Annotated in this window: 22 protein-coding genes and 5 pseudogenes; 7 read left to right on the top strand and 20 right to left on the bottom strand. The window is 68.8% G+C overall.

Annotated features, from left to right (window positions below):
* Positions 1-66: 66 nt before the first annotated feature.
* Genes L1066_RS02400 through L1066_RS02390 form a run of 3 tightly spaced genes read right to left on the bottom strand, consistent with a single transcriptional unit; the run spans position 67 to position 3,511 of the window.
* The gene (locus tag L1066_RS02400) at positions 67-984 is read right to left on the bottom strand and encodes an alkaline phosphatase family protein (protein WP_235734798.1); all 918 of its coding nucleotides are present in this window, start codon (positions 982-984) and stop codon (positions 67-69) included.
* A gap of 17 nt (positions 985-1,001) precedes the next feature.
* Positions 1,002-2,225 carry an arylsulfatase gene (locus L1066_RS02395; protein WP_235734797.1) on the bottom strand — a complete coding sequence of 408 codons (1,224 nt, stop codon included), beginning with the start codon at positions 2,223-2,225 and terminating at the stop codon, positions 1,002-1,004.
* Entirely contained in the window at positions 2,222-3,511 is a 1,290-nt protein-coding gene (locus L1066_RS02390; RefSeq protein WP_235734796.1) for an MBL fold metallo-hydrolase, read from the bottom strand. Before L1066_RS02390 ends, L1066_RS02395 begins: the two co-directional genes overlap by 4 nt.
* 92 nt (positions 3,512-3,603) lie before the next feature.
* On the opposite strand from L1066_RS02390, the gene L1066_RS02385 reads away from it, so the two are divergent.
* On the top strand, positions 3,604-4,245 hold the full coding sequence (locus L1066_RS02385; RefSeq protein ID WP_235734795.1) for a TetR/AcrR family transcriptional regulator: 642 nt from the start codon (positions 3,604-3,606) through the stop codon (positions 4,243-4,245).
* A 28-nt stretch (positions 4,246-4,273) separates the two neighbouring features.
* On the opposite strand, the pseudogene lepA reads toward L1066_RS02385, so the two are convergent.
* A pseudogene (gene lepA, locus L1066_RS02380) lies at positions 4,274-6,210 on the bottom strand (translation elongation factor 4).
* A 103-nt stretch (positions 6,211-6,313) separates the two neighbouring features.
* Here lepA and L1066_RS02375 point away from each other — a divergent pair.
* The 3 genes from L1066_RS02375 (at position 6,314) to rpsT (ending at position 8,254) form a co-directional block, all read left to right on the top strand.
* A complete protein-coding gene (locus L1066_RS02375) occupies positions 6,314-6,811 on the top strand; it encodes a DUF4189 domain-containing protein (RefSeq protein WP_235734792.1) in 498 nt (165 codons plus the stop codon).
* 473 nt (positions 6,812-7,284) lie between these two features.
* Positions 7,285-7,854 carry a hypothetical protein gene (locus tag L1066_RS02370; protein ID WP_235734791.1) on the top strand — a complete coding sequence of 190 codons (570 nt, stop codon included), beginning with the start codon at positions 7,285-7,287 and terminating at the stop codon, positions 7,852-7,854.
* A gap of 139 nt (positions 7,855-7,993) precedes the next feature.
* Positions 7,994-8,254 (top strand): 30S ribosomal protein S20, encoded by a 261-nt coding sequence (gene rpsT / locus L1066_RS02365; RefSeq protein WP_235734790.1) that lies wholly within the window; start codon positions 7,994-7,996, stop codon positions 8,252-8,254.
* A 54-nt stretch (positions 8,255-8,308) separates the two neighbouring features.
* Here rpsT and holA read toward each other — a convergent pair whose 3' ends face one another.
* The 14 genes and pseudogenes from holA to L1066_RS26345 all read right to left on the bottom strand — a co-directional run.
* Positions 8,309-8,863, bottom strand: a complete 555-nt coding sequence (gene holA, locus L1066_RS28330; RefSeq protein WP_376707631.1) for a DNA polymerase III subunit delta — start codon at positions 8,861-8,863, stop codon at positions 8,309-8,311.
* A gap of 143 nt (positions 8,864-9,006) precedes the next feature.
* Positions 9,007-9,318 (bottom strand): annotated as a pseudogene (locus L1066_RS28325) (DNA polymerase III subunit delta); the annotation flags it as partial.
* A gap of 99 nt (positions 9,319-9,417) precedes the next feature.
* Positions 9,418-9,630, bottom strand: a complete 213-nt coding sequence (locus L1066_RS02350) for a hypothetical protein (protein WP_235734787.1) — start codon at positions 9,628-9,630, stop codon at positions 9,418-9,420.
* 111 nt (positions 9,631-9,741) lie between these two features.
* A pseudogene (gene mutM / locus L1066_RS02345) lies at positions 9,742-10,607 on the bottom strand (bifunctional DNA-formamidopyrimidine glycosylase/DNA-(apurinic or apyrimidinic site) lyase).
* Between the two features lie 3 nt (positions 10,608-10,610).
* Positions 10,611-11,375 (bottom strand): ribonuclease III, encoded by a 765-nt coding sequence (gene rnc / locus L1066_RS02340; protein ID WP_446499888.1) that lies wholly within the window; start codon positions 11,373-11,375, stop codon positions 10,611-10,613.
* Positions 11,350-11,535, bottom strand: a complete 186-nt coding sequence (rpmF, locus tag L1066_RS02335; RefSeq protein WP_082587437.1) for a 50S ribosomal protein L32 — start codon at positions 11,533-11,535, stop codon at positions 11,350-11,352. The genes rnc and rpmF overlap by 26 nt, the downstream gene beginning before the upstream one ends.
* A gap of 53 nt (positions 11,536-11,588) precedes the next feature.
* A complete protein-coding gene (locus L1066_RS02330) occupies positions 11,589-11,915 on the bottom strand; it encodes a YceD family protein (protein WP_446499887.1) in 327 nt (108 codons plus the stop codon).
* Positions 11,916-12,266: 351 nt separating this feature from the next.
* On the bottom strand, positions 12,267-12,764 hold the full coding sequence (coaD, locus tag L1066_RS02325) for a pantetheine-phosphate adenylyltransferase (protein WP_235734786.1): 498 nt from the start codon (positions 12,762-12,764) through the stop codon (positions 12,267-12,269).
* 2 nt (positions 12,765-12,766) lie between these two features.
* A pseudogene (rsmD, locus tag L1066_RS02320) lies at positions 12,767-13,276 on the bottom strand (16S rRNA (guanine(966)-N(2))-methyltransferase RsmD); the annotation flags it as partial.
* Between the two features lie 70 nt (positions 13,277-13,346).
* Positions 13,347-13,847 carry a helicase-related protein gene (locus tag L1066_RS02315; RefSeq protein ID WP_235734785.1) on the bottom strand — a complete coding sequence of 167 codons (501 nt, stop codon included), beginning with the start codon at positions 13,845-13,847 and terminating at the stop codon, positions 13,347-13,349.
* Positions 13,796-14,749: a DEAD/DEAH box helicase gene (locus L1066_RS02310; RefSeq protein WP_235734781.1), complete on the bottom strand. Its 954-nt coding sequence runs from the start codon at positions 14,747-14,749 to the stop codon at positions 13,796-13,798. Before L1066_RS02310 ends, L1066_RS02315 begins: the two co-directional genes overlap by 52 nt.
* Positions 14,746-15,600, bottom strand: a complete 855-nt coding sequence (locus tag L1066_RS02305) for an ATP-dependent DNA helicase RecG (RefSeq protein ID WP_235734779.1) — start codon at positions 15,598-15,600, stop codon at positions 14,746-14,748. Before L1066_RS02305 ends, L1066_RS02310 begins: the two co-directional genes overlap by 4 nt.
* Positions 15,601-15,648: 48 nt before the next feature.
* Positions 15,649-16,224 (bottom strand): hypothetical protein, encoded by a 576-nt coding sequence (locus L1066_RS26350; RefSeq protein WP_376707630.1) that lies wholly within the window; start codon positions 16,222-16,224, stop codon positions 15,649-15,651.
* Positions 16,225-16,379: 155 nt separating this feature from the next.
* Positions 16,380-17,147, bottom strand: a pseudogene (locus tag L1066_RS26345) (DAK2 domain-containing protein); the annotation flags it as partial.
* Between the two features lie 362 nt (positions 17,148-17,509).
* Here L1066_RS26345 and rpmB point away from each other — a divergent pair.
* On the top strand, positions 17,510-17,695 hold the full coding sequence (rpmB, locus tag L1066_RS02295; protein WP_235734778.1) for a 50S ribosomal protein L28: 186 nt from the start codon (positions 17,510-17,512) through the stop codon (positions 17,693-17,695).
* A gap of 64 nt (positions 17,696-17,759) precedes the next feature.
* Here the strand turns inward: rpmB and L1066_RS02290 are convergent, their stop codons facing one another.
* On the bottom strand, positions 17,760-18,731 hold the full coding sequence (locus tag L1066_RS02290; protein ID WP_235734776.1) for a thiamine-phosphate kinase: 972 nt from the start codon (positions 18,729-18,731) through the stop codon (positions 17,760-17,762).
* Between the two features lie 127 nt (positions 18,732-18,858).
* Here L1066_RS02290 and L1066_RS02285 point away from each other — a divergent pair, with 127 nt between their 5' ends.
* Together L1066_RS02285 and L1066_RS02280 are read left to right on the top strand one after the other, a co-directional pair.
* A complete protein-coding gene (locus L1066_RS02285; protein WP_235734775.1) occupies positions 18,859-19,095 on the top strand; it encodes an Lrp/AsnC family transcriptional regulator in 237 nt (78 codons plus the stop codon).
* Positions 19,096-19,172: 77 nt separating this feature from the next.
* On the top strand, positions 19,173-19,589 hold the full coding sequence (locus L1066_RS02280; protein ID WP_312006783.1) for a DUF3515 domain-containing protein: 417 nt from the start codon (positions 19,173-19,175) through the stop codon (positions 19,587-19,589).
* A gap of 18 nt (positions 19,590-19,607) precedes the next feature.
* Here L1066_RS02280 and L1066_RS02275 read toward each other — a convergent pair whose 3' ends face one another.
* Entirely contained in the window at positions 19,608-20,729 is a 1,122-nt protein-coding gene (locus L1066_RS02275) for a D-alanine--D-alanine ligase family protein (protein WP_235734773.1), read from the bottom strand.
* Between the last annotated feature and the right edge of the window lie 38 nt (positions 20,730-20,767).

Genomic DNA, 20,767 nt, shown 5'->3' with positions numbered 1-20,767 from the left:
CGAACCGAGGACGAACGCCCGGCCGAGTTCACTCGGCCGGGCGTTCGTGGTTGCTGGTGCTGACGATCAGCCGTCCAGCTCGAGGTCGACCCGACGGATCGAGCTACCCCGGAACGGGAAGTTGACCGGGTGCTCCCCCACCGGCGAGCCCGAGGTGGTGCCGATGTCGAAGGTCTCGTCGATCGAGAAGACCGCCGGAGGTGTCGCCCGCACCCGGCCGCTGCCCACGGTCTGGCCGTCCACGACCAGGCTGAGGTCTGCCGGTCGTGCGAAGCCCGGTCCGTCGTACGCCGAGACGATCTCGACCACGTGCTCCCCGGCAGGCAGCGGCTCACCTCGCAGTTCGACGCTGTCGACCTCGAAGGTGCGGTAGCTCAGCACCGGTCGGTGCTCCTCGTCCACCCATAGCGACCAGCCAGCTGCTCGACCGCCCATGGTGGCGATCACACCCTTCACGTCGGACTCGGTGTGGAGCCGGGCAGCCAGGTGCCACGAACGGCCCAGCAGCCGCGGAGCCTGGCCCTCTGGCACTCCCACCATGCCCTCGTGGAAGGTGAAGCTGGTCCGCCCTTCCGACAGGCGGGGCAGTGGCGCACGTCGGACCCGCGCGTCCTGCAACGGCAGGATCCCCGCCCGGGTCGCCTCGACGTCGAAGAGCTCCTTCAGCTCCTCGAGCAGCGCCGGATGCTCCGCTGCCACGTCGTGCGCCTGGCTGAAGTCGGTGCTGAGGTCGTAGAGCTCCCACACGTCCTCCTCGAACGCCCGGGACTTCCCGGGCATCCCGACGGTCCACGGCACCCCACCGTGATGAGCGGAGGCCATCCATCCATCGCGGTAGATCGAGCGATGACCGTTGACCTCGAAGTACTGCACCCGGTGGTGCTCGGTCGCATCTGCGGAGGCGAACGACGGCACCAGGCTGGCGCCGTCCATCGGCAGCTGGGCCACCCCGTCGACCGACGCGGGCGCCTCGACTCCGGCCACCTCGAGGAAGGTCGGGGTCAGGTCGTTGACGTGGCCGAACTGGCTGCGCCACTCCCCGCCCCCTCGATGCCGTCGGGCCAGCTGACCACCATCGGGTTCCGGGTGCCGCCCAGGTGGGAGGCGACCTGCTTCATCCACTGGAACGGCGTGGTCATGGCCCAAGCCCAGCCGGCTGGGTACTGCGCGTAGGAGTCCGCAGTTCCGATGCGGTCCAGCGCGGCCATCCGCAGTTCCGTGGACTCGGCCAGTCCCTGCAACGTGCCCATGTAGTTGAGCGCGCCCACAGGGCCTCCCTCGGCGCTGGAGCCGTTGTCGCCGACCACGTAGCAGAAGAGCGTGTTGTCGAACTGGCCGCTCTCCTCCAGCTCCGCCACCAGACGACCCAGGTGGGTGTCGGTGTGCTCGAGGAACGCGGCGTAGACCTCCATCAGTCGAGCAGCGACCGTGCGCTCGTCGGCGCTGAGGGTCTCCCACGCCGGGATCTCCTCCGGACGTGGGGTCAGCCCGGTGCCCTCGGGAGTGACGCCCTCTGCCAGCTGCTTGGCCCAGGTCTGCTCCCGGACGACGTCCCAGCCCTGGTCGAACGAACCGGCGTACTTCTCGCGCCAGCCCTGCGGCACGTGGAGCGGCGCGTGGGTGGCGCCGGGGGTCAGGTAGAGGAAGAAGGGTCGGTCCGGCGTCATGGCCCGCTGCATCCGGATCCACTCCACCGACTTGTCCACGAGGTCCTCGGTGAGGTGGTAGTCGTCCCCCTCGGGACGGTGGACCGGGCGGGTTCCCTCGTAGAGGGTCGGCTCGAACTGATGGGTCTCGCCGCCCAGGAAGCCGTAGAAGTGGTCGAACCCACGGCCCGTCGGCCACCGGGTGAACGGCCCGACCTGGGAACTCTCCCACGTGGGCGACAGGTGCCACTTGCCGATGCAGGCCGTGCTGTATCCAGCGTCGGAGAGGTGCCGTGGCACCATCGCCGTCTCGTCACGCAGCACGCCACGGTAGGCGGGGTGGTCGAAGGCGGAGTTGAGCACCGTGCCCACCCCCGTCACGTGGGCGTCGCGCCCGGTGAGCAGGGATGCCCTGGTCGGGGAGCAGATCGCCGTGGTGTGGAAGCGGTTGTAACGCAGCCCACGGGCGGCCAGCCGGTCGAGCGTCGGGGTGTGCACGGGACCGCCGAAGGTGGAAGCGGCGCCGAAGCCGACGTCGTCGAGCAGGACGACGACGATGTTGGGGCGGGAGTTGCTCATCGGGTTGCCTCCTGGGCTGCGAGATCTGCGTACTGCTTGCTCCACCGCAGTCCGACCTGGGCCATCAGACCAGACTGCTGTTGCGCACGACGTTCGAGGATGTCGACGTACGCCGCCTGCGCGTCGGCGTCATTGCGATCGGCCCAGAAGGCCCACTCGGCCAGGTGGCCCGCGAGCGCGAGGTCGGTGTCGGCAAGCTCCCGGGCCCGCGCCACGAGTACGTCGACCCCTCCCGCGAGCGCTGCGATCTCGCGGGCCCGATCGGCGTAGGGGGCGGGGAGCAGGTTGGCCGGGTAGCCGTCCCACCACCCGGAGTAGCGCCGGATCACGTTGCGGCAGACGAACTCCGGCTGGTCGTAGACCGCCGGCAGCCGCGGGTGGAGCCGGTACTCGTCCGGGATCTCGAGGCTGTCCACGATCTCGTCGTGCATCAGTCCCTCATTGAGCCCACGCAGGGTGTGGTCGACGATGTGGCGAAGGTAGCCCGACAAGGTGGTGAGCTCGTCCTGCAGCGCCTCCTCACCCGTGGCGAGCTCGCCGTGCCCGGTGATGACCGCGAGCGGTCGGAGCGCAGCCATCTCCTCGGCGGCGTCGGCCCACTCCTCCGCGAAGCGCTGGACCTTGCGGGGATTGCCGGCGTTGGGGAAGTACCCGGTGAGCAGGTCGCCTGCGGCGATCACCCGGCGCTCCGGCGCCCACACCCAGGTCGCGTCGTCGGTCTCGCCCTTGCCGTGACGCAGCACGAAGCGTTCACCGCCCACCGTGATCTCGAGGGTGTCGCGATAGGTGCGCGTGGGCCAGTCGAAGTCGTCCGGCTTCTCCGCCCACCGCTTGCCGTCGGGACCGGGCTGCTGGCGATTGATGTGACCGTTGAGCCCCGCGGTCTTGATGTAGCGCTCGAAGTGGGCGATGACGTTCTCGTGGGCCACGATCTCAGGCTTCTCACCTGCCTCCAGGAAGGCCCACAGCCCGAAGCAGTGGTCGCTGTGGCCGTGGGTGTAGACCACCGTGTGCAGCGGCTTGTCGCTGAGCGAACGCACCGCCGCGAGCAGCGAGGGGCCGTCGCCGGCGCACCCTGCATCGACCATGACGAGCCCCTCATCGGTCTCGAAGAGGCCGACATTGACCATGCCCGGCTGGATGAGCCAGGTGCGCGGAGCCACCTCCACGACGACCGGCTGCTGCTCGGCGCTGTGCGCACGGGAGAAGATGTGCACCCCTTGGGCGGGGTTGAACAGACCGAAGGCGGCGCGGGCCGCCTTCTTCTGGTTCTCGGGGAACGCCACGATGACTCCTCGGTCGGGACTGTGTCACCACCAAGTTAAGATACTTGTCTTAAGTTGGTCAACCGCCCCTTCCACTCGGGTAGCCTCCGGCCGTGACCGAACACCCTCCGAGCCCCCGCCCCACCTCGCCGGCCCGCGTGCGCATGATCGAGGTAGCCGAACAGCTCTTCGCGGAACGGGGCGTCGAGGCCGTCTCCTTGCGCAACGTCGGGCTCGCCGCTGAACAGCGCAACAACTCTGCCGCGCAGTATCACTTCGGATCCCGCGACGGGCTGGTGAGCGCGATCATCGAGCACCGCTCCCGACCCGTCGAGCAACGCCGTACCGAGCTGGCCGCGGCCCTCTTGAGCACCGACGTTCCTCCCGCACTCGACGACTTGGTCCGTTGCTTCGTGCTGCCGCTCGCTGAGATCGTCGAGCGAGGCACCCCGAGCAGTCCGACCTGGTACCTCCGGTTCCTCGCCAAGGTCGTGGAGTTCCGCAGCGGGCACGCGACCAACCGGCTGCCCCCTCGTCCCGCACGGCTCACGGAGGTCGAGACCGCCATGCGTGCGCAGTTGCAGCACGTGGGCGCACACGACTACGCCAGGCGCCAGCGGTGGGTCGCCCAACTCACGTTGCAGGTGTTGGCGGACCAGGAGCACGAACAGGCCCAGGGACGCCGTACGACCCCCATGGCACGCGTCGTGGACGACCTCGTCGCCATGTTGGTGGCTCTCCTTCAGGCGCCCTGAACCGAGCGCCCTCCAAGGCGGTCCGGTACTACTTCTTCCCGCCGGACGTCTTGTCGGCAGTGCCGCCTCCGCTGGTGGAGAGCGCTGCGACGAATGCCTCCTGGGGGACCTCCACGCGGCCGACCATCTTCATCCGCTTCTTGCCCTCCTTCTGCTTCTCGAGCAGCTTGCGCTTGCGGCTGATGTCACCGCCGTAGCACTTGGCGAGCACGTCCTTGCGGATCGCCCGGATGTTCTCCCGCGCGATCACCCGGGCACCGATGGCGGCCTGGATCGGCACCTCGAACTGCTGCCGCGGGATCAGCTCCTTGAGCTTTCCGGCCATCATCACGCCGTATCCGTAGGCGGCGTCACGGTGGACGATCGCCGAGAAGGCGTCGACCGGCTCACCCTGGAGCAGGATGTCGACCTTGACCAGGTCGGCGGCCTGCTCGCCGGAGCGTTCGTAGTCGAGGGACGCATAGCCCTTGGTGCGCGACTTGAGCTGGTCGAAGAAGTCGAACACGATCTCGCCCATGGGCAGGACGTAACGCATCTCGACACGGTCCTCGGAGAGGTAGTCCATCCCCTGCAGGGTGCCGCGCTTCTGCTGGCACAGCTCCATGATCGTGCCGATGTAGTCGGCCGGGCTCAGGATCGTTGCGCGTACGACGGGCTCGCGGACCTCGGCGATCTTGCCTTCCGGGAACTCACTGGGGTTGGTCACGTCGTGCTCGCTGCCGTCCTCCATCACGACCCCGTAGACCACGTTGGGGGCAGTCGAGATCAGGTCGAGGTTGAACTCCCGCTCCAGGCGGTCCCGGGTGATCTCCATGTGGAGCAGGCCCAGGAAGCCACAGCGGAAGCCAAAGCCGAGCGCACCGGAGGTCTCCGGCTCATAGGTGAGAGCCGCATCGTTGAGTTGGAGCTTCTCGAGCGCCTCGCGAAGCTCACCGAACTGGTCACCGTCCATCGGGTAGAGACCCGCATAGACCATCGGGTTGGGGTGCTTGTAGCCCCCAGCGCCTCGGTCGCCCCGCCGTGTTGCGTGGTGACGGTGTCTCCGACGCGGGACTGGCGGACGTCCTTCACTCCGGTGATCAGGTAGCCGACCTCGCCGACACCGATCTCCCCGGCCTTGACCGGCTCGGGGCTGATCACGCCGACCTCGAGCATCTCGTGCACGGCGTTGGTCGACATCATCTTGATCCGGTCGCGGTGGCTCAGCTTGCCGTCGATCACACGCACGTAGGTGACCACGCCACGGTAGGTGTCATAGACCGAGTCGAAGATGAGGGCACGGGCCGGTCCCTGCGTGTCCCCGACGGGCGCCGGGGTCTGCTTGACGATCTCGTTGAGCAGCTCCTCGACACCGATCCCGGACTTCGCGCTCACCCGGAGCACGTCCTCGGGCTCGCAGCCCACGAGGCCCGCGAGCTCGGCGGCGTACTTCTCCGGGTTGGCACTGGGCAGGTCGATCTTGTTGAGCACCGGGATGATGTGCAGGTCGGCACTCATCGCCAGGTAGAGGTTGGCAAGCGTCTGTGCCTCGATGCCCTGAGCAGCGTCGACGAGGAGGATCGCCGCCTCGCACGCCTCCAGGGACCGCGAGACCTCATAGGTGAAGTCGACGTGGCCGGGAGTGTCGATCATGTTGAGCACGTAGGTGCCGGGCTCCGCGCCCTGCTCGTTGCCGTCAGGCACCGTCCACGGCATCCGGACCGCTTGGCTCTTGATGGTGATGCCGCGTTCGCGCTCGATGTCCATGCGGTCGAGGTACTGCGCCCGCGCCGCCCGCGCATCGACCACTCCGGTCAACTGGAGCATGCGGTCGGCAAGGGTGGACTTGCCGTGGTCGATGTGCGCGATGATGCAGAAGTTGCGAAGGATCGCGGCATCGGTCTTGCCGGGCTGGGGAGCGTTGGTCACGTGGCGTTCTTCCAAGGGCGTCAGGCGGTGCAAGGCGTCGAACGCCCATTGTCCCATGCCGGCCACGAAGTCGACGCATCAGTTGGTTTCAGCGTCGTTCAGGTGGGTACGCCGAGTGATGGCCGGCGAACGTCGCCGGCTCCATGAGGGAGAGAACCACATGACCAGGATCGGGACTGGACGTCTCCGCAAACTCGGGCTGCTGCTGACGGCGCTGCTGCTCACCGTCGGTGTACTCGGCGCGCTGTCGCCGGCCAACGCCACCGGGACGGCTGGCGAGAGCGCATCCGAGACCAGCAACTCGGCGGCCCGTACCTCGGCCCGTCGGGTCAACTACGGCGCCATCGCACTCAACACCTCCAACGGGTGGAGCGGCTGGAGCTACGACAAGGCGTCGAAGAAGAAGGCGAAGAAGGCGGCCAAGAAGCACTGCAAGAAGCGTGCGAAGGCATCTGGTGCGTCCGGCTCGGGCTGCAAGCCCGTCGTCTGGGTGCGCAACGGCTGCGCCGCCGTCGCGGTGAAGGTCAAGAACGGTCGGATCGCCAAGGTCGGCTGGGGCGTCGCCTTCAAGAAGGGCAAGGCCAAGAAGCTCGCCAAGAAGAAGGCCGGCAAGAAGGCCAAGGTGCACACCTGGATGTGCACCACGCGCTACCGGTGAGCCGCGCTCGACCTCATTGAGCCAACATTCACCGAAGCGGGGTGGACGACGTTGTCGTCCACCCCGCTTCCGTGGTTCCGCCTCTCCCCTGTTGGATGGTTGCTCGTGACGCACCCCGATCCCGTGCCACACGGCCGCACCGCACGCCGGCTCCCGTGGCCGCACCTGCCGCCGGAGCTCCGGGCCGAGATCGAACGGCGCCTGGGTGGTCCCGTGGTCGACGCCGCCTCGCAGGGCGCGGGATTCACCCCCGGTTTCGCGTCCGTGCTCACGCTGGCCGACGGCAGTCGACACTTCGTGAAGGCGGCCTCGACGAAGGCACAACGCCTCTTCGCCGCCTCCTACCGCGCCGAGGCCCAGCGCCTGGCCTCGCTGCCCGAAGGGCTGCCGGTCCCCCGGCTCCAGTGGCTCATCGACGCGGACTGGGTGGTGCTCGGCATCGAGTACGCCGACAACCAGCTCCCGGCACGTCCGTGGCAGCCCCTGAACTCGACCGGGCACTCGACCTGCTCGAGGAACTCGCCGCCGGGCTCACCCCGAACCCCGTCCACGACGCCGGGCAGCTGGCCGACGACCTCGCCCCGATGGCCAAGCTCTGGCACGGTCGCCTCCTGGTCGGTGACCCCGGACTCCCCCACGGGCTCGATGCCGCCGACCTTGCTGCTCGGGTGGGCGAGCTCACCGGTCACACGCTCGTGCACTCCGACGTGCGCGACGACAACGTGCTGCTCGGCCGCGACGGCCGGGCGCTGCTGTGCGACTGGAACTGGGCCGCGGTGGGCCCCGACTGGTTCGACAGCCTCTGCCTGCTCATCAGCGCGCGAGGGGACGGCGTCGACGTGGAGCAGGTCATCCAGGACCGGCCCCTGCTCCGCAACGCCGATCCGGAGCTGCTGGACGTCGCGCTCGCAGTGCTGACCGGCTACTTCCTCGCGATGGCGAGCGACGCCGTACCCTCGAACTCGCCGTGGCTGCGCGCCGCCCAGGCATGGCAGGGCGAGGTCGCCTGGCAGTGGCTCCGCGAACGGCGCGGCTGGCACTGACCCGGATTTGGGCGGGCACACCGGTCGCGGTAAAGTTGGAGGTCGCGTGTGCCGTGCCTGCCCTCCGGGCGTTGAGCGCGCGCATGCACTAGAACCTTCCAGACACGTCCGACCGACAAGAGAGATCGAGGCGCCACACGTGGCCAACATCAAGTCCCAGATCAAGCGGAACCGCCAGAACGAGGCGGCTCGCGAGCGCAACAAGGCCGTCAAGTCCGGCCTGAAGACCTCCATCCGGAAGTTCCGCGAGGCCCTCGCCGCTGGCGACAAGGACGCCGCTGTGGCTGCCAGCCGCGACGCCAACAAGAAGCTCGACAAGGCTGCGTCCAAGGGCGTCATCCACAAGAACCAGGCTGCCAACCGCAAGTCGTCGATCAGCAAGGCGACCGCCGCGCTCTGATCCGGCCCACTGGCTCACACGTTGGGCGTCACCGTTCTTCGGTGGCGCCCTTCGTCATGTTCGCCCAGTGGCGCAAGCGTCAGCGGCGCTCGCGCAGGCTCGCAATGGTGAGCACCAGGCGCTCGAGGGTGTAGGCGGGATCGTGGGCCGCCCCTTGATGTCGGCATCCGCGCGGGCAACGGCGTTGAGGGCGCTGGCCAGCCCATCCCTGGACCACGACTTCGACTGCTCGCGCAGCGTGCGCAGCTTCCACGGCGGTACGCCGACCTCCCGGGCCAGATCGGCCTCCCGCATGCCGCGGGGCGCGGAGACGAAGCGGGCCAGGCCGCGAGCACCCCCGGCGAAGGCGGAGGTGATCAGCACCGGCGCCGTGCCGCCGTCGAGGGCCCACCGCAGCTCCTCGAGTGCGACGGCGCGTCGGCCGTTGAAGGCAGCATCCGCGACCGCGAACGACTTCGCCTCGGCACGTCCTCCGAAATAGCGCTTGACCCGCTCGGTGTCGAGCGGCTGACCCGGGAAGTCGTTGACGAGTTGGTCGACCGCAGCTGCCAGGGCCCGGAGATCCTGTCCCACGGCCTGGACCAGGAATGAGGACGCCTCGTCGTCCATGCGGGCCCCAGCTGCCGCGCCTCGTTCTGCACGAAGCGCGGGAACTCCGAAGCCCTGAGGGCGGCCGACTTCACCTCATCGACCGTGGCGAGCTTGCGCAGCTTGTTGAGCGTGCCGCTGCCCTTCTGACCACCCGAGTGCATGAGCACGAGTGCCACGTCGTCGGACGGGGCACCGGCATAGGCCAAGAGCCCCTCGACCGCCTCGGAGCCGATGTTCTCCAGCGCCCGGACCACCACGCAACGGGTGGCTGAGAAGAGCGACGGAGCCGACAGCTCACCCATCGACGCGGGACTGAGGTCGCCGCCGACCGTCTCGGAGAACTCAGCCTCCGGGTCCTGCGCGATCGTGGCCTCGCGAACCTGGCGCACGGTGCGTTCATTGAGGTATTCCTCGGGCCCGGTGACCAGGGTGACCCGACCGAGGACCTGTGCCGTGGATCCGCGCGCTGCCATGGAGGAAGCCTACGTGGGCGCGCCGGCACCACTGCTGTCGGCCCACGACGGCCGATCAGCAGGTCTGGGTGGTGCGGAAGGGCGGGAGACCCGGCCGGATCAGACCGGCTGCATCTCCTCGATGGGGTCGAGGAGCGCAGCGGCCTGGGCGCTGGTCAGCTCCTCGTTCTCCACGGACAAACGTTCGACCCGGGCTTCGAGCTCGGCAACGAGCTCACGGAGTCGACGGTTTTCCGCCATCACGCTGTCCACTGTCTGACGAGCGGTGTACCGCAGGTCGCCACTCATGTGACCGAGAAGCGCCTTGGCCATGCAGTTGCCTCCGAGGTGAGGGAGAAGGTGTCGTCGCCGGCGGGAGCCGGACCGCTTTCCAGAGTCCCACGCAAGGATGCTTGCAGTCAATCTGGCGGCGTGGTATCGAGCTTACGCCTTCGATCGGGTGGCGCGGGGCACCGGTTGGCAGGTGGGGCAGAAGTACGAGGAACGATTCATCCAGGCGATGCGGCGAATGGCACTGCCACAGCGCAGGCATGCCTCTCCCTCACGTCCGTAGGCGTTGAGCGAGCGGTCGAAGTAGCCGCTCTCCCCGTTGACGTTGACATACAGCGCATCGAAGGAGGTCCCGCCCTGGTCGAGCGCCGCCAGCATCACCGCACGGGCGTGCTCCAGGAGTTCACGAGCCTGCTTGGCGGTGAGTCGCTCCCCGGGCGATTGCCGTGGATGCCGGCTCGCCACAGTGCCTCGTCCGCATAGATGTTGCCGATCCCGGAGACGACTCCCTGGTCGAGCAGGATGCGCTTCACGCCCGAGCTGCGACGGCGTACGGCGGCCACGAACGCCTCGAGGTCGAACTCCGGATCCAGCGGGTCGCGTCCGATGTGGGCGATCTCCTCGGGCAGCTCGGCGCCACCGCGCGAGATCGACAGACCGCCGAACATCCGCTGGTCGACGAAGCGCAGCTCGCGCGTGGAGGAATCGTCCTTGACCCGGAGACGGACCCGCAGGTGGCGTTCGTCGGGGGCGCCCACGGGCTGCACCAGCAGCTGGCCGCTCATCCCGAGATGACCGAGCAGGGCGTCACCCGAGTCGAGCGGCAGCCAGAGGTACTTCCCGCGACGGCGGGCAGCGTTGATGGTGGTCCCGAGCAGGGACGCGGTGAAACCGGAGGCGCCGGCCGGATCACGTCGTACGGGCCTCGGGTGCAGCACCTCGACGGCATCGACGCGGGCGCCGACAGCGTGGGACTCCAGGCCGCGGCGCACCACCTCGACCTCAGGCAGCTCGGGCACTGCTCACGCCGGCGGTTCGACGGAGGGGTTCTCGGTGGATCGCTCGGCGTCGATCTCACCGTAGGCCGTCTCAGCGGCCTGCTGCTCGGCTTCCTTCTTGGACCGGCCGACGCCGTGACCGTAGAGGCCACTGCCGACACGTACCTGAGCAGTGAAGGACTTCATGTGATCGGGGCCCGACGACTCGATGACGTATTCGGGCACACCGAGTCCGCGTTCAGCCGACAGCTCCTGGAGAGAGGTCTTCCAGTCGAGCCCGGCGCCCATCTTGGCGGCATCCTCCATCAGCTCGTCGAAGAGCAGGTGGACCACCTTGACAGCGTTGTCGAAGCCACCGGTGATGTAGATGGCCCCGATGACCGCCTCCACGGTGTCGGAGAGGATCGATGCCTTCTCGCGGCCCCCGGTGGTCTCCTCGCCTCGGCCGAGCAGGATGTGCTCACCCAGACCGATGGTGCGGGCGACCACAGCGAGCGCGCGCGCGTTGACCACGGCTGCACGCAACTTGGCCAGCCGTCCCTCGGAGAGATCGGGGTGGGTGCGATAGAGCGTCTCGGTCACCACCACGCCGAGGACGGAGTCGCCGAGGAACTCCAACCGCTCGTTGGTGGGGAGCCCGCCGTTCTCGTAGGCATAGGAGCGATGGGTGAGGGCGCGCTCCAGCAGCTCGGGGTCCAGGTCCGGATCCCCGAGCGCTGCGCGCAACCCCTCGTAACCAGTCAGGGTCTTGTTGCCCGTGGGCTCAGAGGACCTGACGACGGTCGGCACGAGCGCCGTACTGACCGCACTGACCGCAGGCGCGGTGGGGCAGGTGCTTGGCACCGCAGGCGGGGTTCGCACAGGTCACCAGGGACGGCGCGACGGCCTTCCACTGCGAGCGACGGTGGCGCGTGTTGCTGCGCGACATCTTCCGCTTCGGGACAGCCACTGTTATCTCCTCTTGGGTTGGTCCGCCACGTTCGTGTGGCGAGCCGTGAAATGTCAGTCTTCGTCTTGCTCGGTGACCAGGCCAGCCAGACCGGCCCAACGCGGGTCGATCGGGTCCTCGTGTGCATGGTCGGGATCGTCCTTGAGTCGGGCACCGCACTCGATGCACAACCCGGGACAGTCCTCCTCACAGAGGGGCTGGAACGGCAGTGCAAGCACCACCGCGTCACGCAAAGCCGGTTCCAGGTCGAGCAGGTCGCCCTCCAGCCGGCTGACACCGCTGTCCTCGTCGTCCTCAGGGTCGTGGTCGCCGTCATCGGCGACGTACAGCTCCTGGAACCGGACCCGGAACTGGTCCGTGATCGGCTCCAGGCACCGCACACACTCCCCGCCAGGTCGGCCGCAGCCTCACCGGTGACGAGCACGCCCTCCATGACCCCTTCGAGTCGCAGGTCGAGTTCGACCGGCTCACCTTCGGGGACAGCAAGGACTTCGATGCCAAGATCTGCCGGCGCGGGCACGGAGAGGTGGTATTCACTCATGGACCCCGAGCGGCGGCCGAGCTCGCGAGTGTCGAGCACGAGCGGCGCTCTCGGGTCCAAATGCGTTTTTGTCACTTCTCCACGTCCACGACGAACAAATCAGAGGGAAGTCTATCCGGGCGGTGACGCCTGCAGCAAAACGCTGTCACCGCGTGGCGGCAAGCAGTTGCCCGAGTGAGAGCAACGCCACTCATGCGTCGCCGGCCCGGCGACGTTCGTCGAGTCGGGTGACGAGGCGTTCGCGCACGAAACCGGGCACCAGCCCCGAGACGTCGCCACCGAAGGTGGCCACCTCCTTGACCAGGCTCGACGCAAGGAAGGAGTATTCCGGGCTGGTCGGCACGAAGACGGTCTCGATGTCGGCGAGTGAAGAATTCATCTGTGCCATCTGCAACTCGTAGTCGAAGTCGGAGACCGCCCGCAGCCCCTTGACGATGGCCTGGACGTCGTTCTCCTCGCAGTAGGCGGTGAGCAGCCCGGAGAAGCCGTCGATGCGCACGTTGGAGAACTCCCGGCACGCTTCGCGAAGCATCTCCATGCGCTCCTCAGCGGTGAAGAGTCGGTTCTTCGACTTGTTGATCCCCACGGCCACGATCACCTCGTCGAAGAGGAACGAGGCTCGGGCGACGATGTCGATGTGTCCGTTGGTGACCGGGTCGAAGGAACCCGGGCAAATCGCTCTGCGCACTGCTACTCCCCTGCATCCGTTTGGTCGGGCGCAGCGTGACCATATCCCAGCAGTGTCTCGCCGTACTTCCGCTCCCTGGCCGGTGAGATGCCCGGTGGCCAAGGTGGCAGTCCGCCTCGCCTGGACCGCTCGACGACGACGAGCGCATCGTCGCCCAGCCATCCGTGCTCCACGAGCAGGACAAGGTCTGTCGCGACGGTCGCGTTGTCGAAGGGGTAGGGCGGGTCGAGGAAGACGACGTCGCTCGGCACCGCAGTGGTCTGGGAGAGGAAGCCGGCCACGGAGGAGCACACCACCTGCGCCTGCCCGAACCCGAGCACCCGCGCGTTGCGCCTGATGAGCTCGGCCGTGGCACGGTCACGTTCGACCAGCACCGCCGACTCCGCTCCTCGTGAGATCGCCTCGAGCCCCACTGCGCCGGTGCCGGCATAGAGGTCGAGCACCCGCAGCCCCTGCCAGGAGCCACACCACGACTCGACGGCGGAGAAGAGTGCCTCACGGACCCGGTCGGAGGTGGGCCGGGTGTCGGTGCCCCTGGGGGCCTCGAGCCGGCGTCCGCCGGCACTCCCCCGATGATGCGCGTCACGATCGCTCCAGGAATTGGCTCTGTTCGGATGTCTCCAGGGCGCGTACGGCGGCCCGCAGCCCCGGCTCCCCGTCGAGCTCGGGGTCGGTGGCGAGGAGGCTGTCTGCGGCCTTGCGCGCGTCGAGGATGGTCTTCTCGTCGCGCAGCACCCGCAGGTGCACCAGGGAGGTACGGAAGCCAGACTGGCCGGCACCCAGCACGTCACCCTCGCGCCGCTGGGCGAGGTCGACCTTCGAGAGCTCGAAGCCGTCGGTGGACGCTTCGACGGCAGCGAGCCGCTCCCGGGCGTCACTGCCCACCTCGGCATGCGTCACCAGCAGGCAGAGGCCGGGGAGGCCACCACGCCCCACCCGGCCTCGCAGCTGGTGGAGCTGGGAGACACCGAAACGATCGGCGTCGAGCAGCACCATCGCCGTGGCGTTGGCGACGTCGACGCCGACCTCGATCACGGTGGTGGAGACCAGGACGTCGACCTCGCCGGCGGCGAAGGCTCGCATGACCCGGTCCTTCTCGTCAGCGGGCAGTCGGCCGTGCATGGCAGCGACCCGGAGTCCGGCGAGCGGGCCCTCGGCCAGCTCCGGGGTGAGGGTGTCGACCGCGGCCAACTCCCCTTCGCGAATACCGGGCACCACCTCCCCGTCTCGTCGAGGTCGACCTGGTCGACCTGCCCCTCCTCCGCGTCGTCGCCTCCGATGCGCGGCACCACGACGTAGACCTGGTGGCCCTTCTCGACCTCCTCGCGCACCCGGGCCCAGACCCGGTTGATCCACTCGGGTCGTTCACGCAACGGCACCACGCTGGTCTGGATGGCGGCCCGGCCCGCGGGCAGTTCACGCAGGGTCGAGATCTCGAGGTCGCCGAAGACCGTCATGGCAACCGTGCGCGGGATCGGGGTGGCGGTCATGACCAGCACGTGCGGCGGTCGGCCGGCCTTGGCGGCGAGGGCGGCACGCTGCTCCACGCCGAAGCGGTGCTGCTCGTCGACGACCACGAGGCCGAGATCGGCGAACTGCACGTTGTCCTCGAGGAGCGCGTGCGTGCCGATGACGATGCCGGCTTCACCGCTCGCCATCGCCGACATCGCCGGGGTGCGCTGCGCCTTCGTCATGGAACCGGTGAGCAGCGTGACCGTGGTGGCGTGCTCGGCGCCCCCGAGCAGCCCGGCCTCGCCGAGATCGCCCATGAGCGCCCGGATCGAGCGGTGGTGCTGTTGGGCGAGCACCTCGGTGGGCGCCAGCAGCACGGCCTGGCCTCCCGAGTCGACCACCCGGAGCATCGCGCGCAGGGCCACGAGCGTCTTGCCCGATCCCACCTCGCCCTGGAGCAGCCGGTTCATCGGATGGGGCTGCGCGAGCTCCTCCTCGAGGAGCGCGCCGATCTCACGCTGCCCCTCGGTCAACTGGAACGGCAGGCGCGCGTCGAACGCCTCCAGCAGTCCCGCTCCCCCGGTCGCGGAGTGGCCCCGAGTGCCCGCGTGAACGCCCGCCGACGCCCCAGCACCAGCTGGGTGGAGAGTGCCTCCTCGAAACGGAAGCGGCGCTGGGCCCGCTTCACCTGTGACCAGTCGTCAGGGGCGTGCAGCCAGCGCAGCGCCGTGGGGAGGTCTGGCAGTTCCCAAGCCGCACGCAGTTCCTCGGAAATGGGGTCCTCGATCTCGTCGACCACCGTGAGGGCGAAGTTGACGACGCGCGTGATGTCCCACGACTCCACCCCGCCGGTCGTGCGATAGACGGGAAACAGCGCGCCGATCGAGTCGGCGAGGTGCAACGCCGACTCCTCGTCGTCCTTCGAACCGTCGGTGATCTTCACCATCTGGGGGTGCGTGAGCTGCCAGGCATTGCGGTAGCGGCTCACCTTGCCGGTGAACACACCCATGGTGCCCGGGCGCCACAGGCTGCTCCAGTAGTTGGCGACATGCTCCCGCGTGGCGAACATGGTGAGGCTCAGCTCGTCGGTGACGGTGCGGATCGTCATCACCAACCGCCAACCCGGTCGGCCCGTCTTGCGGTTCTGGAAACGGCGTACCTCGGATCCGGCCACCTCGGCGACCACGACGATCGGCTGCCCCTCACTCAGGTTTCCCGCGTCGGTGATCTCCCCGGTCTTGAGGTAGGTGCGAGGGAAGTGCCACAGCAGGTCACCGACCGTGTGCATCCCGAGCTTGTCGGCCAGCGCCTCGGTCTTCTTGCGATCCTTGGCACCGCTGCCCAGCACCGTGACGATCGGCGACTCCAGGTTGATCCCGCTCACGTCCGCCCTCTCCTGCAGGTCATGTGGGCCACCCTCACTCGACGGCGATCAGGAGGGGTAGCGCTCCTGCGCTCCGTCGTACACCACGACGTCGACAGCCGCATGGTGCTCTTGCACCCACTCCTCGCAGTGAGCGGCGAGGAGCTGTCCGTCGACGCCGGAAACCAGGGTGACCAGCTCACCACCGCCGCCGAGGAGACGGTCGATGATGCGCGTGGCGACGTCGAGGAGGTCGTTGCCGACGATCACGAAGTCGCCCGCGATGATGCCCAGCACGTCGCCCGGCTCGCACGCACCGGCCATCGTGATCGCCTGCTTGGCGGCGATGGTGACCGCACCGTGACGAGCATGGCTGGCGGTGGCCGTCATGTGCAGCACGTCCTGGTCGAACGACCTCCCCGGCTCGTGCACTGCCAGCGCGGCGAGCCCCTGCACCTGTGCCTGACTGGCGATCACCGCCGCCTTCACCCCAAGCTCGGCCTCAGCACTGCGGACGGCGATCTCCGCCGAGCGCACCGTGTCGTGGTCGTTGGGCAACACGATCGCCTCAGCGGCGCCGCTCTCACGGATGGCGTCCAGCAGCATGCCCGCGCTGGGCCGCCGCCCGGGCCCGCCGGGCACCACGACTGCACCGGCCTCCGCGAAGATGTCGCTGAGGCCGTCTCCCGCCGACACGGCGACCACGACCCGCCCGGAGCGCTGGGAGGGGACGGCGTACGCCGCTCCATCTGATCGGCGAAGTGGGTGACCCGGACCCGGTGCGGACGGCCGCTGTCGATGCCGACCTCGATGGCAGCCCCGACGTCGTCGACATGGACGTGCACGTTCCACAGCCCGTCGCCACCGACCACGACGAGGGAGTCGCCCAGGGCGGCGAGGCGGCGCCGCAGCTCGGGGATCGCGCCGTCCTCGGCATCAAGGAGATACATCACCTCGTAGCTGGGGCCTTCGGCGGTGAGGTCGTGGGCGGGGATCGGCACCGGGATGTGGGGACGCACCGGCTTGCCGGGGTCCGCCAGTGCCCGGCGGCCGTTGAGCGCGGTCTCCAGCGCGTCCAGCAACACGCAGAGGCCTCGTCCGCCGGCATCGACCACTCCGGCGTCGGCCAGCACCTGGAGCTGGGTGGGGGTCCTCGCGAGCGCCTCACGCGCCGCGTCGGCCGCGGCCCCGACGATCGACCCGACGTCGTCGACGTCTGCCGCCATCGCGTCTGCAGCGGCGCGAGCTGCCTCGGCCGCGGCCCGGGAGACGGAGAGGATCGTGCCTTCGACGGGGGTGCCGACCGCCTCGTAGCTTGCCGCCGTGGCGCGGAGCATCGCATCGGCCCAGCGGTCCGCGTGCCGCTCTTCTGCTTCACGGTCGAGCAGGTGCTTGACCATCGCACCGAGCATCTGGGAGAGGATCACGCCGGAATTTCCACGCGCGCCCATGAGAGCACCGCGGGAGAAGCAGGCGACGGCCCGTGGCCAGTCGTCCGAGGTCGGTTCGGCCGACTGGTCGATCGCCTCATGGAGCGCGTCACGGGCGGAGGAGAGCGTGAGGAACATGTTGGTGCCGGTGTCACCGTCAGGCACCGGATAGATGTTGAGCGCGTCGATCTCCTCACGCGCCTCCGCCAGAGCACCGGTGGCCACTTCGACGAAGCGCAGCAGCGTGGTCACATCGGTCGGCGCTTCCTGGTGCACGCTCGTGTCCTCGCTGTCGTCGCTGGGGGTCGGGTCTGTTTCCCCACCTGCCATACCCTAGGAGATGTGCCGGCCCGACCGGGAGGACGTCACCCCTGGGCGATGGCCGATTTCATCTGGCCGCGTTCCATCGGCTACGCTTGTTCGGTTGCCCGAGAGCACCACCATGGTGGTCTGCCTCTGGCTCTCATTTTTCCCAACCTCGATCGTTCCAGGAGTTCACGGTGGCTGCCGTCTGCGACATCTGCGCCAAGAAGCCCGGCTTCGGCAACAACCGCCCGTGGTCGCGCAAGATCACGAAGCGTCGGTTCAACCCCAACATCCAGCGGGTGCGGGCCACCATCAACGGCTCCCCCAAGCGGGTCAACGTCTGCACCGGCTGCCTCAAGGCAGGCAAGGTCAGCCGCTGACACGCAGCTGAAGACCCCTCGTTGGCCCCTGCTCCGGCAGGGGCCTTCGGCATTTGCGCTCGACTCAGAAGTGGGTCCAGCCGGCCGTGCCCTCGTAGGGAGCGCCGTCAACGGTGACCGGAGCAGCCTCAGCATCGGCGGCGAGGACGGCACCGACCGCCGTCCAGCCCTCCGGAAGCGGTACGTCGGCAGGAAAGCAGGCCAGCAGCGGGTGGTCGTCGCCACCCCCGAGCACGAACTGGATGGGGTCGGCACCCAGCGCCGAGCCCACGGCGTGCAGGGGCTCGGCCACGTCGAGCTGCGCGGAGTGGAGGTTGATCCGGACGCCGGAGGCACCGGCGATGTGGGCCGCATCGGCGACGAGACCGTCGGAGACGTCGATCATGGCGGTGGCTCCCGCCTCGGCGGCGACCCTGCCGGCGGCGTACGGCGGCTCGGGCCTGCGGTAGGCCTCGACCAGCACTCGCGGCGAGCGGAACCCACGCCCCAGGATGGCCAGGCCACCGGCGGCCCACCCCTGCCGCCCGCACAGTGCCACGACGTCACCGGGCTCGGCACCGGATCGCAGCACCGGCGAGACCGTGCAGCCCCCCATGACGGTGACCGCGATGACCACCTGGTCGGACCGGGTGATGTCACCGCCCACCACGCTGGCGCCGACCTTGCTGCACTCGGCGGCAAAACCACGAGCGAAGCCGAGCACCCACTCGACGGTGAGGTCTGCCGGCAGGGCCAGTCCGACGGTGAGCGAAGTCGCCGTTCCTCCCATGGCGTTGACGTCGGAGAGGTTCTGCGCCGCCGCACGAGCGCCGATGTCTTCGGCAGGGGCCCACTCCCGACGGAAGTGGCGCCCCTCGACCATGAGATCGGTCGAGACCACGACGTGTCCGTTGCGGATCCGCAGCACGGCCGCATCGTCGCCGGGCCCCACCAGCACCTGCTCTCCCTGGGGGAAGATCGCGGTGATCGCGTCGATCAGCGCGAACTCACCGGTCTCGGCCAGCGTGGACTTCAGGTCGAGTGGAACGGCAGGCATGACTCCATCCCACCAGCCCCCGGTCGGCTCGCTCCTTCCGACACGCGGAGGGCAGCGGGTAGGTTGGTGAGGCCGCCCACCCCGGTGGACGGCGACCGCACCACCCCCACAGATCAAGGAGCCACCCGTGGTTGTCCAGGCATACATCCTGATCCAGACCGACGTGGGCAAGGCCGCCGAGGTCGCTCGCGCGGTCGGCCAGGTCCAGGGGGTCACCCTCGCCGAGGACGTGACCGGCCCCTACGACGTCATCGTGCGCGCCGAGGCGAGCAGTGTCGACGAGCTCGGCCGTATCGTCGTCTCCAACGTGCAGAACCTCGAGGGCATCACCCGCACCTTGACCTGCCCCATCGTCCACATCTGAGCCTTGACCGACTCCGTACGGCGCCGGCTGCTGTCCCGCGCCCTCCTCACGCTGCTCGTGGGCTCGCTCGTCGTGGGGTGCAACGACGACATCACCGTCGACTCCCCGAGCTCAGCCGGGCCGACAGCACCGCGTGCAGCGCCTTGATGAGCCTGCTCCCCGACGAGATGGAGGGACTCGACGAGGTCGAGGTCACGCCTCCGGGCGCTCCGGCCCGCGCGTGGGGCAGCCCGGCTGTGGTCGTGACCTGCGGAGTCACGATGCCCGCCGACTTCAACGAGGCCTCACCGTGCGAGGAGATCAACGGGGTGGGGTGGTTCGTCCGCCCCGACGAGTTCGGTGACAACGAGGCGGACCTCGACATGACCACCATCGGCTTCTCCCCCGCGGTGCGTCTGCAGGTGCCCGGTGAGCACCGGCCGCCGGCGGGCGCCCTGGTCACCGTCTCCGACGCGATCAAGGTGTCGCTCGAGCAGACCAGCACCTGCGCCTGAGCCGGCAGCGGCCCGGACTCAGCGCAGGCCGGTGTCCCGTGCGAGCGCGAGCTGGATCAGACGCTCGACGAGCTGCTGGTAGTCGATCCCCGTGGCGGCCCACATCTGCGGATACATGGACGTCGGCGTGAAGCCGGGCATCGTGTTGATCTCGTTGATGACCAGTTCGCCCGACGGCATCCAGAAGAAGTCGACGCGCGCAAGACCCTCGCAGCCGATGGCTCGGAACGTGTCGGCGGCAAGCCGACGGATCTCGGCAACGACCTCGTCGGGGAGGTCCGCGGGCAGGTCGATCGTGGTGCTCTGCTCGGGCAGGTACTTGGCGTCGAAGTCATAGAACTCGTGGTCGCCGCCAACGTGGATCTCGGCGGGGAGCGAGACCTCCACGCCACCGTCGAGTGAGCCGAGCACTCCGCACTCGATCTCCCGTGCCCCGGCGGCGAACGCCTCGATGAGCACCTTGGGGTCGTGGAGCTGGGCCGCCGCGATCGCGCCGGCCAGCTCGGAGTCGTCGTGCACCTTGGAGATGCCCATGGAGGAGCCGGCGCGGGCTGGCTTCACGAACAGCGGGTGGCCGAGCGCCGCGATGCGCTCACGGCAGCCGGCCTCGTCCTTGCGCCAGTCGTGGGCGGTGACGACCACGGACGGCACCGTCCTCAGCCCGGCGGCGTTGAGCACGACCTTGGTGGCCGCCTTGTCCATGCCGATCGCGGAGGCGAGCACACCCGAGCCGACGTAGCGGACCCCGGCCATCTCGAGCAGTCCCTGAACCGTGCCGTCCTCACCCCACGGCCCGTGGAGCAACGGAAAGACCACGTCGACGCTGCCCAGCACGCTCGGCGGGGCTCCTGCCGCGGAGACGACCAACTCCGCGCCGCCCGCGACCGCGTGGAGCGACACGACGTCACCGGAGCCGTCGACCTCGGGCAACGCGTCGCCGGCAGAGATGCGCAGGAGCTCCGGATCGCCCTCGGCGAGCACCCAGCGACCATCGGTCGTGATACCAACCGGGACGACGTCGTACCTCGAGCGATCGATCATGGCGAGGACGCTCCCGGCCGTCACACACGAGATCACGTGTTCGCTCGAACGACCACCGAAGACGACGGCGATCCTGGGCTTGGGCTGCTGTTCAGTCATGACGGGCACTGACCCTAACGGGTGTGTGCTGCTCCGGC

The organism is Nocardioides alcanivorans, assembly GCF_021555175.1.
Lineage (GTDB): Bacteria > Actinomycetota > Actinomycetes > Propionibacteriales > Nocardioidaceae > Nocardioides > Nocardioides alcanivorans.
This window is presented reverse-complemented; position numbering and strand designations above follow the sequence as displayed.